The sequence below is a fragment of the Micromonospora sp. D93 genome (assembly GCF_018070365.1).
Lineage (GTDB): Bacteria > Actinomycetota > Actinomycetes > Mycobacteriales > Micromonosporaceae > Micromonospora > Micromonospora ureilytica.
Genome location: NZ_JAGPXW010000016.1, coordinates 13574 through 26994, shown reverse-complemented (window position 1 = coordinate 26994; position 13421 = coordinate 13574). Strand labels below are relative to the sequence as shown.

The window sequence follows — 13421 nt, the reverse complement described above, 5'->3', positions numbered from 1 at the left end:
GGTCGGTGACTGGGGGCGGCTCAGTCGCCGGCCGGCACCTCCGGCTCGACCGGCGCGACAATGGTGGTGGGCGGGTCGGACGGCGGCGGAGGTTCACTCGCCGTCGCGGTGGCCGTCGGCGCACCGGTCGGCGCCCCCGTGGTGACGGCCGCCGTCGGCGTCGGCGAGGTGGCGGTCTCGCTCGGCTGCAGGCTCGGCGTCGCGGAGACCGAGGCCGACGGAGAGTTGCCGGGGGCGTTCGGCCGGTTCGGCCGGCCCGGCTCGACGCTGGTGATCTGCTCGTTCGCCGCGGGCAGGTCGACGGGGCCGCTCGGCGCCACCGTCGGGGAGGTGGTCGGCAGATTGACCGCCGGGTCCTCGCTGGCGTTGCGCGTCGCGGCCAGTGCCGCGCCGAGCCCGACCAGCGCGACAAGCATGGCCGCCGCCGCGCCGACCAACGGACCCCGCCGCCGCTGGCGCCTGTTTGCCACCGCGGCGCCGGCCGGCACGTCCGTGCGGGTGCCCGGCCCAGCGTCGCGCAGCGCGACCGGCGTGGCCATCGCCGTCGGCGGCTCGCCGCCGGTGACCGCCGTCCGAGCGGCCTCGGACATCGCCGATCCGCTGGAGAACCGCTCCAGCGGATCCTTCGCCAGGGCACGCGACACCAGGGCGCGGACCGCCTCCGGAATGTCGTGCGGCAGCTCCGGCGGCTCGTCGTCCAGGTGCCGGACGGCGACCTGAAGCGGATTGTCACCCGTGAACGGCGGACTGCCGGTGAGGCAGCAGTAGGTGACCGCGCCCAGGGCGTAGATGTCGGTGGCACCGCTGACCGGCCGGCCGGCGGCCTGCTCGGGAGCCATGTAGAGCGCGGTGCCCGGAACCGCGTTGGTGCTGGTGATGCTGGTGATGTCGGTGGAGCGGGCCACGCCGAAGTCCACCAGGACGACAGTGCCGTCCTCCTGCACCAGCAGGTTGCTGGGTTTGACGTCGCGGTGCACGATGCCACCGCGATGCGCCGCGTTGAGCGCCGCGGCCGCCTGGGCCACGATCGACATCGTCTCGGCCACGTCGAGCCGCCCGGCCGACTCGATCCGCTTGGACAACGGCTCGCCGGCGACGAACTCCATGACGAGGTAGTCAGCCCGACCACCGCCGGGAAGGTCGTCCTCGCCGCAGTCGAAGACCTGCACGATGCCGGGGTGCCGCAGCGCCGCCATGATCCGGGCCTCGGCGCGGAACCGGGCGATGAAGTCGGGATCGGACACCAGCGCCGGCAGCAGAACCTTGACCGCGACCTGCCGGCCGAGGATCAGGTCGGAGGCACGCCAAACGTCGCCCATGCCGCCCGTGGCGACACGTTCGTCCAAGCGGTAGCGACCGCTGAGCACGACCTCCGATGACAACACCGCATTACCGTACCTAGAGTGGCGCGGGGCGGCGCGCCGTGGCAGGGCCGCCGGGCGGGTGGTTCGGACCGACTGATCCGGCTTGACCTGTGTGGACGATCGGTCTCGGTGACGCTGCGGATGTGCGGTGTCACGAAAAGCGACAATTTCCGTCGTCCGGGTGGTCGACGGCGGCAAGAAAGCGCCTTCAGCCACGGTTGGCGTCCCCTGCTCACATCCCGTTACGACGACGCGCCGTTCCGCGCGGTTGATAATTGTCACTCTTCCGTGACGCGACGCCGACTTGTCGCGTGGTGAGCCCCCTCTTAGCGTTAGCCCGGCTCGGGCCGCCCGGCTACCTCGGCGGGCAGCGCGCCGATCGACCACCCTGGCGTTGGCCCCGGACACGCCGCCCCGACAATCGTGGTCGCGGGGACAATCAGAGCGGCGGAGGGCGGTGCGGTGCGGGTGCTGATCGGGCGGACGACTCGTGCCGCGTGGCGCGCCTCCGTGCGCCGGGGCGGGCCGGCTCGCCCCGGGTCATGCGTGGGCCGCCGATGACCGCCGACCTGTCGGAGGTGGTGAGCGCCGCGCAGGCCGGAGACGAGGAAGCGTTCCGTTTCCTCTACCGCAGCCTCCAGCCCGGGCTGCTGCGCTATCTGACCGCCCTGGTCGGGGCGGACGCCGAGGACGTCGCCTCCGAGACCTGGCTTCAGATCTCCCGTGACCTGCCCGGCTTCACCGGGGGCGAGTTCCGGGCCTGGACGGTCACCATCGCCCGTAACCGCGCGATGGACCACCTGCGTCGGATGCGCCGTCGCCCCTCGCTGCCGGTCCCGGTGCAGGCGCTCGTCGATGTGGCCAGCGACGCGGACACCGCCGAGCGAGCCAGCGAGACGATCGGTACCGAAACCGCTCTCGCGCTGATCGCCACCCTTCCGCCACGGGAGGCCGAAGCGGTCCTGCTGCGGGCGGTGATCGGGTTGGACGCGGGATCCGCCGGCCGGGTGCTGGGCCGTCGGGCCGGGGCCGTGCGGACCGCCGCTCACCGAGGTCTACGCCGGCTCGCGGTCCTGTTGGAGCGGCAGAGCCCGGCCGGGTCGCCAGTCGGGGTCGAGGGGGTGCCGCCGCCGCGCACGGGGAGCGGCCCCGCCCTGCGAGCACCGCACGCCGAAGCGGCGGACGGCTGACGTGAGGGGACTCCCGATGAACCCGTTCCGGCGGGCCGACCACGCCGACACCGAGCGGCTGCTCGACTCGGCCCACGCCCGGATGGACAACACGCCTGATCACTGGCACTCCGCGACGCCCACGGAAGCGGCCGCGACATCACCCGAGGCGCACCTGGCCGACCCGAACGTGCCCCCGCCCGAGCCGGTGGCCGCGTTGCTCGCCGCGGCGACCGGCCCCGTCCGCCCCGGCGAGTTGGCCGGCGAGGAGGCCGCGCTGGCCGCGTTCCGGGCCGCCCGGGCCAACCCGGTGCCGGCCGTGCCGCAGCGGCCACGCCGTCGTCGGGTGACCACCGGCGCGGTGGCCTGGATCGGCGCGGTGGCCGCTACCGCCACCGCGGGGGCCGCCTTCGCCGCGGTCACCCGCGACCGTGCGCCAGACCCGGTGGCGCCGGCCCCGTCGCGCCCGTCGCCCACACCGCACCATGGCGTGCCCCGGTCGGCCGAGCCCGGTCGGTCGGTGGTCCCCGGCGCGCCGTCGCCCGTCACCGCCACACCGTCGGCCGTTCCCGCACCCGCCGACCAACTGCACGGACTGTGCCGCGCGTGGCGGGCCAAGAAGCCCGACCAGCGGGAGAAGGCACTGCGTACGCCGGCCTTCCAGCGGCTGGTGACCGCCGCCGGCGGCCCCGCCGAGGTCGAGGCGTACTGCCAGCGGCTGGTGCCCGAGGCGAAGCCCACCGAGTCGGCGAAGGTCAAGCCCTCCGAGTCGGCGAAGGGCGGGCCGTCCCCGTCGGCGAAGACCCCGCCGTCACCGCCGCGAGCGGGCCACCCCGCCGCCGGCTGAACGGTCGCCGGCCGGAGCCCGTTGGTTCCGCCCTGGATCGGAAATTCCTCTGTTAGACAGAGGTTGGTGGCACCGTGCACGCCCCCGACGGTGTCGGTGGGTCAGTTTACGGTGGCACGGTGTGCCGGACCCGGCGCACGGAGAGGGGGCCCGACTCTTGGTGACGTCACCCGACCTGGACCGCAGCGCCATCCTGCGCGAGTCCGCAGCCGCAGTCCGACACCTGGCCCGGATCTGCTTCAAGACCGGCCCACCCACCCACACCGGTGTCGAACTGGAATGGACCGTGCACGACGCCGCCGATCCCGCCCGACCCGTCGACGCGACGCGGCTGCGGACGGCGCTCGGGCGGCACAGCCCCGCCACGCTGGATGCCACCAGCCCGGCCGAGCCGCTGCGACAGGGCGGCGTGGTCACCCTGGAGCCGGGTGGCCAGTTGGAGATCTCCACCCCGCCCCGCCCCTCGGTCGCCGTGTTGATCCGCGCCACCGAGGCTGACATCGCCCAGGTCACCGACCTGCTGGCCGCCGCCGGGCTGGTCCTCGGCCGCAGCGGCATCGACCCCCACCGACGGCCTCGCCCGGTGGTGGAAACCCCCCGCTACCGCGCGATGCGCGGAGCCTTCGACCGCCATGGCCCGGCCGGCCGCACGATGATGTACAGCACCGCCGGCCTGCAGATCTGCCTCGACGCCGGTGAACCGGACCAGGTCGCCGACCGTTGGGCCGCGGCCCACGCGGTCGGGCCCCCACTGCTCGCGGCGTTCGCCTCCGCCGCTCGACACGCGGGGCGGCGCACCGGTTGGGCTTCCGCCCGGATGGCCGCCTGGCTGGCCATCGACCCGGCCCGGACCCGCCCGGTCTGGTCGCCCGCCCGCGCCGGGGACGATCCGATCGACGCCTGGACCAGGTACGTGCTCGCCGCGCCGCTGCTCTGTCTTCGCCGGCACGACGCCGACTGGGCCGCGCCACCCGGCGTGACCTTCGCCGACTGGCTCGACGGCGCGCTGCCACAACCGCCCACCACCGATGACCTCGACTACCACGTCAGCACCATCTTCCCGCCGGTGCGACCACGCGGTTACCTGGAGCTGCGTTACCTGGACGCGCAACCCGATCGGGACTGGCGGCTGCCGCTGGCGGTGCTGACCGCCCTGTTCGGCGACCCGCGCACCGTCCGTGCGGCGTACACGATCGCCACGCCTGTGGCGCAGCGCTGGTCCGCCGCCGCCCGGCACGGCCTGGCCGACCCGACGCTGGCCGGGGCCGCGGCGGCCCTGCTCGACCTGGCCCTGACCGCGCTACCCCGACTGGAGCTGCCGGCCAGCACTCACGACGAGATTCAAAGAGGTGTACGGCGGCGACTGGCCGCCACAGAGAGGAGGGACCAGTGAGCGCGAGGAGTGAGCCGGGGTTGCGAGCCTCGCAGTCGCGAACGGAGGGCGGTTCGGTGAGCGCGAGGAGTGAGCCGGGGTTGCGCGATCGCATCGCTGTGGAGTTGGCGCGGGCCCGGGCTCGTACCACGTTGTTGACCGAGGTGGTCGACGACGCCGACCTGACGCGCCAACACTCACCGCTGATGTCGCCGCTGGTCTGGGACCTCGCTCACGTGGGAAATCAGGAGGAGCTCTGGCTGGTCCGTGACGTCGGGGGCCGGGAGCCGGTCCGGTGTGACATCGACGAGTTGTACGACGCGTTCAAGCAGCCGCGCCGGGACCGCCCCGCGCTGCCGCTGTTGCCGCCCGCTGAGGCGCGCGCCTACCTGGCCACCGTCCGGGACAAGGTGCACGACCTGCTCGACGCGATGGCCTTCACCGAACGGCCGCTGGTCGCCGACGGGTTCGCCTTCGGCATGATCGTGCAGCACGAGCAGCAGCACGACGAGACCATGCTCGCCACCCACCAGTTGCGGTCGGGTCCGGCGGTGCTGCACGCCCCGGCGCCGCCCGAGCCGTCGGTCCGGGCCGGCGCGGAGGTGCTGGTGCCGGCGGGCGAGTTCACCATGGGCACCGACACCGATCCGTGGGCGTTGGACAACGAACGTCCGGCGCACCGGGTCGACCTGCCGGCGTACGTCATCGACGCCGCCCCGGTGACAAACGGCCAGTACGCGGCCTTCATCGCTGACGGCGGTTACTCCGAGCGGCGCTGGTGGAGCCCGGCCGGTTGGGAGCATCGGGTTCAGGAGCAGCTCAGCGCGCCGATGCACTGGCGTTCCGACGGCGACGACTGGTCGTATCGGCGCTTCGGTCAGTGGGCTCGGGTCCGCGCCGACGAGCCGGTGGTGCATGTGTGCTGGTACGAGGCGCAGGCGTACGCGGCGTGGGCCGGCAAGCGGCTGCCCACCGAGGCGGAGTGGGAGAAGGCGGCCCGGTGGGATCCGACGACGGGGCGGTCGCGCCGTTACCCCTGGGGGGACGACGACCCGACCGAGGCGCACGCCAACCTCGACCAGCGCCATCTGCGGCCGGCGCCGGTGGGCGCGTACCCGGCCGGCGTGTCGCCGTTGGGTGTGCACCAGCTCATCGGCGACGTCTGGGAGTGGACGTCGACGGCGTTCGACGGGCATCCGGGGTTCGCCGCGTTTCCCTACCGCGAATACTCGGAGGTCTTCTTCGGCGACGACTACCGGGTGTTGCGCGGCGGCTCGTTCGGCACCGACCGCTCTGCCTGTCGGGGCACCTTCCGCAACTGGGACTACCCGATCCGCCGGCAGATCTTCAGCGGGTTCCGCTGCGCCCGGGACGTGCGACCGGACGAGTCGTACCGGTGAGCCACCGCACGACCGGCGGCCCGGCGGCGGGCCGGGGGCGCTGATGTGTCGCCACCTGGCCTACCTGGGGCCGCCGGTCACCCTTGCCGAGCTGTTGTTCGACCCTCCGCACTCGCTGGTGCGGCAGTCCTGGGCGCCCCGCGACATGCGTGGCGGCGGCACGATCAACGCCGACGGGTTCGGTGTCGGCTGGTACCCGGGTGAGGGTGAGCCGGTGCGGTACCGGCGGGCGCAGCCGATCTGGAGCGACCCGACCATCGCCCAGCTCGCGGCGGTGACCCGCAGCGCGGCGGTGGTGGCGGCGGTGCGCTCGGCCACGGTCGGGATGGCGCTGCTCGACGGCGCGGCGGCGCCCTTCGCCGAGGGGCGGTGGCTGTTCAGCCACAACGGGGTGGTCCGCGGCTGGCCGGACGCCGTGGTGCCGCTCGCCGCCGAGCTGCCGGTGCGTGACCTGCTCACCCTGGACGCGGCCACCGACTCGGCGCTGCTGTGGGCGTTGGTGCGGCATCTGCTGCGAGCTGGCGCCGACGCGGCCGAGGCGGTCGGGCGGACGGTGACCGACGTCGCCGCCGCCGCACCCGGGTCGCGGCTCAACCTGCTGCTCACCGACGGGCACCGGGTGGTGGCCAGCGTGGCCGGGCACGCGTTGTCGGTCCGCGAGACGCCGGGTTCGGTGCTGCTCGCCTCCGAGCCACACGACGACGATCCGGGGTGGCGGTCGGTGCCGGAGGGGCACCTGGTCGTCGCCACCGCGGGCGAGGTGCGGGTACGTCCACTGCCGGCCCCGGTGCGCAGGCACGCAACGGTTGATCGAACGAGAGGAGCGAACCGATGACCGCGGAACCACTGGAGATCTACCTCGAAGAGGGTGACCTGGAGCGCGGCCTGCGCGACGACGTCCGGGCGGGGCTGAGCTCCGGGCGGAAGTGGCTGCCGCCGAAGTGGTTCTACGACGCCCGGGGCAGCGAGCTTTTCGAGGAGATCACCCGACTGCCCGAGTACTACCCGACCCGGGCCGAGCGGGCCGTGCTGGCCGCGCACGCTCCCGACATCGCGGCACTGACCGGGGCCAAGACGCTCATCGAGTTGGGTTCCGGTTCGTCGGAGAAGACCCGGCTGCTGCTGGACGCCTTCACCCGCCGGGGTGAGCTGGGCACGTTCGTCCCCCTGGACGTGTCGGTCAGCGCGTTGCGGGGGTCCACCGCCCAGATCGCCGCCGACTATCCCCGCCTGCGGGTCCGGGGCATCGTGGGGGACTTCACCCGGCAACTGGACCGGCTGCCCACCGGCGGCCGGCGGTTGGTGGTGTTCCTCGGCGGGACCATCGGCAACCTGTTGCCCGCCGAGCGGGCCGAGTTCCTCACGGCGATGCGCGCCGCGCTGGAGGTCGGTGACTGGCTGTTGCTCGGCACGGACCTGGTGAAGGACCCGTCGGTGATCGTGCCCGCGTACGACGACGCCGCCGGGGTCACCGCCGAGTTCAACCGCAACGTGCTGCACGTGATCAATCGCGAGTTGGGCGCCGACTTCGACCCGGCCGCCTTCGAACACGTCGCCGTCTGGGATTCCGATCACGAGTGGATCGAGATGCGGTTGCGGGCGACCCGGTCGATGACCGTGCGGGTGCTGGGGTTGACAGTCGATTTCGCGGCGGGGGAGGAGCTGCGTACCGAGGTCTCGGCGAAGTTCCACCCGGAGGGGATCGCCGCCGAGCTGGCCACTGCCGGTTTCGCCACGGCGGAGTTCTGGACCGACCCGGATGCGCTCTTCGGCGTCACGCTGGCGCGGGCGCGGTGAGCCTGTTCACCCGCCTCGGTCGGGCCGGGTGGTGATCCGATAGGCTGATCGCGCGAAGGGGAGTAGCCCCCAATGTCGTGGTCGACATACTGGTGCGTTCCGCACCCGGCCACGCGGCCCCGGTCTTGTCCGGGGCGGGCGAGACCTTCGACTCAGGCTGTTGCAGCCGGGTCGAGGGCGCCCCTGTACCTCCTCCCGGCGTGAACGGGAAGGATGTCATGGAGGGATTTTTCGCCGCGCTGGTGATCAGCTTCGGCGTCATCTTCGTCGCCGAGCTGGGGGACAAGTCCCAGCTGATGGCGTTGACCTTCGCCACGCGGTTCAAACCGATCCCGGTGTTGATCGGCATCACGGTCGCCACCGCTGTGGTGCACCTGGCGTCGGTCGCCATCGGCGTGGGTCTCGGGGCGGTGCTGCCGACCGAGTGGATCTCCCTGGTGGCCGGCGTGGCGTTCCTCGGCTTCGGCGCGTGGACGCTGCGCGGTGACAAGCTCACCGAGGAGGAGAAGCGCAAGGCGGAGAAGACCAGCAAGACCGCGATCGTGGCGGTCTCGGTGGCGTTCTTCCTGGCCGAGTTGGGCGACAAGACGATGCTCGCCACGATCACGCTCGCCACCAAGTACGGCTGGTTTGGCACCTGGCTCGGCTCCACCATCGGCATGGTGGCCGCGGACGCGTTGGCCATCCTGGTCGGCCGGATGCTCGGTCGGCGGCTGCCGGAGAAGACCATCAAGTACGGTGCCGCGATCCTTTTCGCCATCTCCGGTCTCTGGCTGATCCTGGAGGCGGTGAACGAGCTGACCTGAGCGCCGACTAGCTGCCCCGAGGGCGGGTAACGGCCCTGGGTGGAGCCGGCCGAGTTGTTGCGCCAGGGCGACCAGGTGCTGGTTGCCGTGGTGGAGGTGGCCGGCGCGCTGGTGATCTTCGTTGGCGCGGTGTGGGCGGCGGCGCGGTTCGTGGTCGAGGGGCTGCGACACCGCACCGCCGCCCGCTTCACGTCGATCCGGCTCTCGCTCGGTCGGTTTCTGACCCTCGGCCTGGAATTCCAGCTGGCGGCCGACGTGCTGCGCACGGCGGTGTCCCCGTCGTTCGCGCAGATCGGCCAACTGGCCGCCATCGCGACGATCCGAACGGCGTTGAACTACTTCCTGGGCCGCGAGATCCGCCAGGAGCAGCACCAGGTGGCCGAGGGGCAGCGTCGTCAGTGATGGACGCCCTGGTCACGGCGGTCACCGCCCTGGCACTGGTCGCCGGGGTGGTCACCACCCTCAGCACCGGGGCGTTACGGAGCGGCGTCCGCGTACTGCTGGACCTGCTCACCGCGGCCGGCCTCCTCCGGCTCGTCGGCGAGCCGGGTTGGAACGGCCTGGCCGGCGCGGTGGCGATCATCGCCCTGCGTCAACTGCTCGGGGCGGCGCTGAGCAGACCACCACCGTGGTCCGGCCGACAATCTTCGGCGCCCTGCGCCGACGACGATCACCACCTACCGTTGGCCTCAACAGGTGAAACCGGAAAAGCGGGAGGATGACCACATGGGCCGGCACGACGAACCGAATGAGTACGGCTTCGCAGGCGACGGCACCGCTCCGGAGCCGCCGCCCGGCGGGAAGACCGACGAGCGGGATCGCGTCGAGGAGGTGGCGGTGCCGGGTGACGACCTCACCGGGCCGACGGCCGAGGCGCTGGTCGAGGAGACCGAGGACCTGCCGCCGGCCGAACGTCGCCACTGAGCGTAGGCCGGCGCCGACGCGGTCAGCGGGCGTCGGGGCGCTGGTAGACGTCGGGTACGCCGTCTCCGTCGGCGTCCAGCCGCTCCCGCTCGGCCACCCTCCGGTACGCCGTGTTGCGGCGGCTGAGCACGGTGGCGGCCAGTCCGGCGGAGATCGCCGAGCCGAGCAGCACGGCCGCCTTGACCCGGTCGTCGGCCGTGCTGTCCGTTCCGAAGGCCAGGTCGCCGATGAGCAGCGAGACGGTGAACCCGACGCCGGCCAGCAGGGCGATCCCGAGCAGGTCGGCCCAGGTGATGTCCTCGTCCAGTTCGGCGCGGGTGAACCGGGCCAGCAGGTACGTCGAGCCGAAGATGCCGATGCTCTTGCCGAGCACCAGGCTGGCGGCGATGGCGATCACCATCGGGTCGCTCAGCAGGGCGCCCAGGTCGGTGCCGCGCAGGGTGACCCCGGCGGCGAACAGGGCGAAGATCGGCACTGCGACGCCTGCCGAGACCGGCCGCCAGCGGTGCTCCAGGCGCGCGGCGAGACCTCCCTCGCCCGCCCCCGCAGCGCTCGGCGCCGCGTCGCCGGTGACCGGCTGGTCGCCGCCCGCCGGTCGGCGGGCGAGCACCGGGACCGTGAAGCCGAGCAGGACGCCGGCCACCGTGGCGTGCACGCCCGAGGCGTGCATCAGGACCCAGGCGGTGACCGCGAGGGGGATGAGCGCCCACCACCAGGTACGCCCCCGCTGCACCAGCACCGCGAAGAGCCCGATCGGTGCCAACGCGGCGAGCAATGGAAGGGGATGGAAGTCGGCGGTGTAGAAGATCGCGATGATGGTGATCGCGAACAGATCGTCGACCACCGCCAGGGTGAGCAGGAATGCGCGTAGGCCCTGGGGCAGATGTGAGCTGACCACCGCGAGCACGGCGAGCGCGAAAGCGATGTCGGTGGCCGTCGGAATGGCCCAACCGCGCAGGCCCTCCCCGCCCGCGCTCAGCACCACCGCCACGTAGATCAGCGCCGGCAGCAGCATCCCGCCGAGTGCGGCCGCCACCGGCAGCGCGGCGCGGCGCGGGTCGCGGAGGTCACCGGCGACGAACTCCCGTTTGAGCTCCAGGCCCACCACGAAGAAGAAGATCGCCAGCAGGCCGTCCGCCGCCCAGGTGGCCAGGTCCAGGTCGAGGTGCCAGGGCGCGCCGGGCCAGGGCACGACGTCGCCGAGCCGGGTGTACGAGTCGGACCACGGGGAGTTGGCCCAGATCAGCGCGATTACGGCGCCCGACAGCAGCAGCACGCCACCGACGGTCTCGGTACGCAGCACGTCGGCCAGGTGCCGGGCCTCCGGCCAGGATGATCGCGAGAACAGCCGCATCCTCGGCGGGCGCTGCCCCGGTGGTGGGGTGTGGGAGGTCATCTGCGTGCTCACCTACGAGAGTCGGGACAGCATGAATCCAGTCGCCGACCAGACTTCCCGGCACACCGCTGTCGACCCTATCCGGCGGCGCGGTCGGCGGGGACCGCTGGGCCGATCGGACGCTGGGCCGATCGGCCTTCGACTTTTTCCCCGTTGTCACGCCGCAGCCGAATGGACGTTTGTCGGGTTGGTCATGCGGACGCACATCTCGCCGCCGGAAAATACATAACTCCGGACATAAGCCGTATGAGCCGCTTTAATGGTTTCACGAGTTTAGAGACGACCTTGGGGGTTTTCGTGAAGTTCTTTGCCGTAACCGGACCGGCACGGGGGCGCGCCTGATGGACCTGCTCCGCCAATTGCGCCACGTGCGTCGGCACTGGTGGGTCGCGCTGGTCACGGTCATGGTGGCTCTCGGCGTCTCGGCGTTTCTGACCGTACGGGCCCAACCTCGGTACGTCGCCTCGGTGACCTTCTTCGTCACCACCCCCAACACGGGCGTCACCGACGCCTACCAGGGCGGGCTCTTCCTCCAGCAGCGCGTCAAGTCGTACGCCGACCTGCTCAGCAGCGACCGGCTGGCGCAGAGCGTGGTGGCCGAGACTCCGGTTGGCCTCACCGCGGACGAGGTGCAGCGCCGGGTGAGCACCACCACCGAGACGGGCACCGTTCTGTTGCGGGCGACGGTCACCGACACCGACCAGACTCGCGCGTTGCGCGTGACGGAGAGCCTCGCCAACAAGTTCGTCGAACTCGTCCAGAAGGTCGAGACGACGCCGGAGGGCAAGGCGCCCATCAAGATCGAGGTGGTCAGTGGCCCGCGGGTCACCGCCAGCCCCGTCTCGCCGCAGCCGGTCCGCAACCTCGCCCTTGGTGGCCTGGTCGGCCTGATCCTCGGCATCGGCCTGGCGATCCTGCGGGGCGTCGCCGACGTCCGGCTGCGCGACGCCGCCGGCCTGCAACGCGCCACCGGCAGCCCGCTGCTCGGTGAGATTCCGTTCGAGGCCAACGCCCGCAACGCCCCGCTGATCGTGGGCGACGCCGCGACCTCGGCACGCGCCGAGGCGGTCCGCAAGCTGCGGACCAACCTGCGCTTCGTGGACGTCCACGAGCCGGCCCGGGTCATCGCGGTGACCAGCGCTCTACAGGGCGAGGGCAAGACCACGCTCTCCTGCAACCTGGCCATCGCGTTGGCCGAGGCGGGCTGGCGGGTGCTGCTGGTCGACGCGGATCTGCGCCGCCCGAAGGTCGACGACTACCTGGGCCTGGACGCTGGCGTCGGCCTCACCGACGTGCTGGTCGGCGACGTGAAGGTGGGCGACGTCGTGCAGCGCTGGGGAGACAAGTCGCTGCTGGTGTTGCCCAGCGGGTCGGCCCCGCCGAACCCGAGCGAACTGCTCGGCTCCAAGGCCATGTCGGACCTGCTGCTGACGCTGCGTGAGTCGGCCGACATCGTGATCATCGACACCGCGCCGCTGCTCGCGGTGACCGACGGCGTGGTCGTGGCCGTGCAGGCCGACGGCGCGCTGCTGGTGACCCAGCAGGGCCGTACGTCGCGGACCCAGGTGGCCGCGGCGGCCCGGTCACTGCACTCGGTCTCGGTCCGGCTGCTCGGCTGTGTGCTGAACATGGCCAAGGTGGCCAAGGCCGAGGCGTACCAGTACGAGGCCTACCGGGTGGTCGCCACGACGGCCGGTGCGTCGGTGCCGGCCGACCGGGCCGCGTCCGGCCGGCACAGCGCTACCGCCGACGGGGTCAACGGTGTCCCCGACCACACCCAGGAACTCACCCGGCTGCCCCGATGAGCGCGGCGAGGGGTCGCAGCGACCGTTCGATCTCCTCGGCGCAGCGTCGGAAGTCGGCCTCGGTACCGCCGATCGGATCCCGAAGGTCGTCCTCGTCCGGGGCGGCGGGTTGCAGCCGTCCCCGGGCCTGGGCGGCGGCGGCGATCGCCGCCCGCAACGGGTCGTCGGCCGAGTCGGCGGGCGGCTCGGCCGCGGCGGCCAGCCGGCCGAACTGGCGCAGCGTGAACGTCCGGTGCAGCGCTCCCGGCGCCAACGAGGTGCAGACCGAGCGTTGGCGTCGGGTCGCGGTCAGCACGAGCGTCGCGTCGACCAGGTACTCGGGGCGCAAACCCCGGGTCCGGAACGCCGCCGCGTCCGCGCCGCTCTCGGTCGCGACCTCCATGGCGTACGGGTGCATGACCAGCCCGTCGATCGCGTCGGTGCCGGCGCTGGCCACCTCGACGGGTTGGTCGGCCAGCAACCGGCGGGCCAGGTACTCGGCCATCGGCGACCGGCACAGGTTGGCGTGGCAGACGAACAACACGCGATCAGCCATCGGTGC

Annotated in this window: 14 protein-coding genes; 11 read left to right on the top strand and 3 right to left on the bottom strand. The window is 72.5% G+C overall.

The annotated features are described in order from the left end of the window. Nucleotides 1-20: 20 nt before the first annotated feature. A complete protein-coding gene (locus KBX71_RS18995; protein ID WP_210819339.1) occupies nucleotides 21-1385 on the bottom strand; it encodes a serine/threonine-protein kinase in 1365 nt (454 codons plus the stop codon). Between the two features lie 536 nt (nucleotides 1386-1921). On the opposite strand from KBX71_RS18995, the gene KBX71_RS18990 reads away from it, so the two are divergent. The 10 genes from KBX71_RS18990 to KBX71_RS18945 all read left to right on the top strand — a co-directional run bounded on the left by KBX71_RS18990 (nucleotide 1922) and on the right by KBX71_RS18945 (nucleotide 9679). Further along, nucleotides 1922-2554 carry an RNA polymerase sigma factor gene (locus KBX71_RS18990; protein ID WP_210819443.1) on the top strand — a complete coding sequence of 211 codons (633 nt, stop codon included), beginning with the start codon at nucleotides 1922-1924 and terminating at the stop codon, nucleotides 2552-2554. Nucleotides 2555-2570: 16 nt separating this feature from the next. Then, the gene (locus tag KBX71_RS18985) at nucleotides 2571-3380 is read left to right on the top strand and encodes a hypothetical protein (RefSeq protein ID WP_210819338.1); all 810 of its coding nucleotides are present in this window, start codon (nucleotides 2571-2573) and stop codon (nucleotides 3378-3380) included. A gap of 157 nt (nucleotides 3381-3537) precedes the next feature. After that, a complete protein-coding gene (gene egtA, locus KBX71_RS18980; protein WP_210819337.1) occupies nucleotides 3538-4773 on the top strand; it encodes an ergothioneine biosynthesis glutamate--cysteine ligase EgtA in 1236 nt (411 codons plus the stop codon). Between the two features lie 56 nt (nucleotides 4774-4829). Next, on the top strand, nucleotides 4830-6152 hold the full coding sequence (gene egtB / locus KBX71_RS18975; RefSeq protein WP_210819336.1) for an ergothioneine biosynthesis protein EgtB: 1323 nt from the start codon (nucleotides 4830-4832) through the stop codon (nucleotides 6150-6152). Between the two features lie 43 nt (nucleotides 6153-6195). Further along, nucleotides 6196-6987, top strand: coding sequence for an ergothioneine biosynthesis protein EgtC (egtC, locus tag KBX71_RS18970; protein WP_210819335.1), 792 nt, complete (start codon nucleotides 6196-6198; stop codon nucleotides 6985-6987). Next, the gene (gene egtD / locus KBX71_RS18965; RefSeq protein WP_210819334.1) at nucleotides 6984-7949 is read left to right on the top strand and encodes an L-histidine N(alpha)-methyltransferase; all 966 of its coding nucleotides are present in this window, start codon (nucleotides 6984-6986) and stop codon (nucleotides 7947-7949) included. The genes egtC and egtD overlap by 4 nt, the downstream gene beginning before the upstream one ends. A gap of 218 nt (nucleotides 7950-8167) precedes the next feature. Continuing rightward, nucleotides 8168-8755: a TMEM165/GDT1 family protein gene (locus KBX71_RS18960; RefSeq protein WP_124816196.1), complete on the top strand. Its 588-nt coding sequence runs from the start codon at nucleotides 8168-8170 to the stop codon at nucleotides 8753-8755. A 39-nt stretch (nucleotides 8756-8794) separates the two neighbouring features. Further along, nucleotides 8795-9157, top strand: a complete 363-nt coding sequence (locus KBX71_RS18955) for a DUF1622 domain-containing protein (RefSeq protein WP_196926734.1) — start codon at nucleotides 8795-8797, stop codon at nucleotides 9155-9157. Then, nucleotides 9157-9477 (top strand): hypothetical protein, encoded by a 321-nt coding sequence (locus tag KBX71_RS18950; RefSeq protein WP_210819333.1) that lies wholly within the window; start codon nucleotides 9157-9159, stop codon nucleotides 9475-9477. The genes KBX71_RS18955 and KBX71_RS18950 overlap by 1 nt, the downstream gene beginning before the upstream one ends. A gap of 4 nt (nucleotides 9478-9481) precedes the next feature. Beyond that, entirely contained in the window at nucleotides 9482-9679 is a 198-nt protein-coding gene (locus tag KBX71_RS18945; protein ID WP_210819332.1) for a hypothetical protein, read from the top strand. Between the two features lie 22 nt (nucleotides 9680-9701). On the opposite strand, the gene nhaA is transcribed toward KBX71_RS18945, so the two are convergent. Beyond that, nucleotides 9702-11075, bottom strand: a complete 1374-nt coding sequence (nhaA, locus tag KBX71_RS18940) for a Na+/H+ antiporter NhaA (protein ID WP_210819442.1) — start codon at nucleotides 11073-11075, stop codon at nucleotides 9702-9704. A 341-nt stretch (nucleotides 11076-11416) separates the two neighbouring features. Here nhaA and KBX71_RS18935 point away from each other — a divergent pair, with 341 nt between their 5' ends. Continuing rightward, nucleotides 11417-12880, top strand: a complete 1464-nt coding sequence (locus tag KBX71_RS18935; protein WP_210819331.1) for a polysaccharide biosynthesis tyrosine autokinase — start codon at nucleotides 11417-11419, stop codon at nucleotides 12878-12880. On the opposite strand, the gene KBX71_RS18930 is transcribed toward KBX71_RS18935, so the two are convergent. Then, nucleotides 12861-13415 (bottom strand): low molecular weight phosphatase family protein, encoded by a 555-nt coding sequence (locus KBX71_RS18930; protein ID WP_210819330.1) that lies wholly within the window; start codon nucleotides 13413-13415, stop codon nucleotides 12861-12863. The genes KBX71_RS18935 and KBX71_RS18930 overlap by 20 nt on opposite strands. Nucleotides 13416-13421 lie beyond the last annotated feature (6 nt).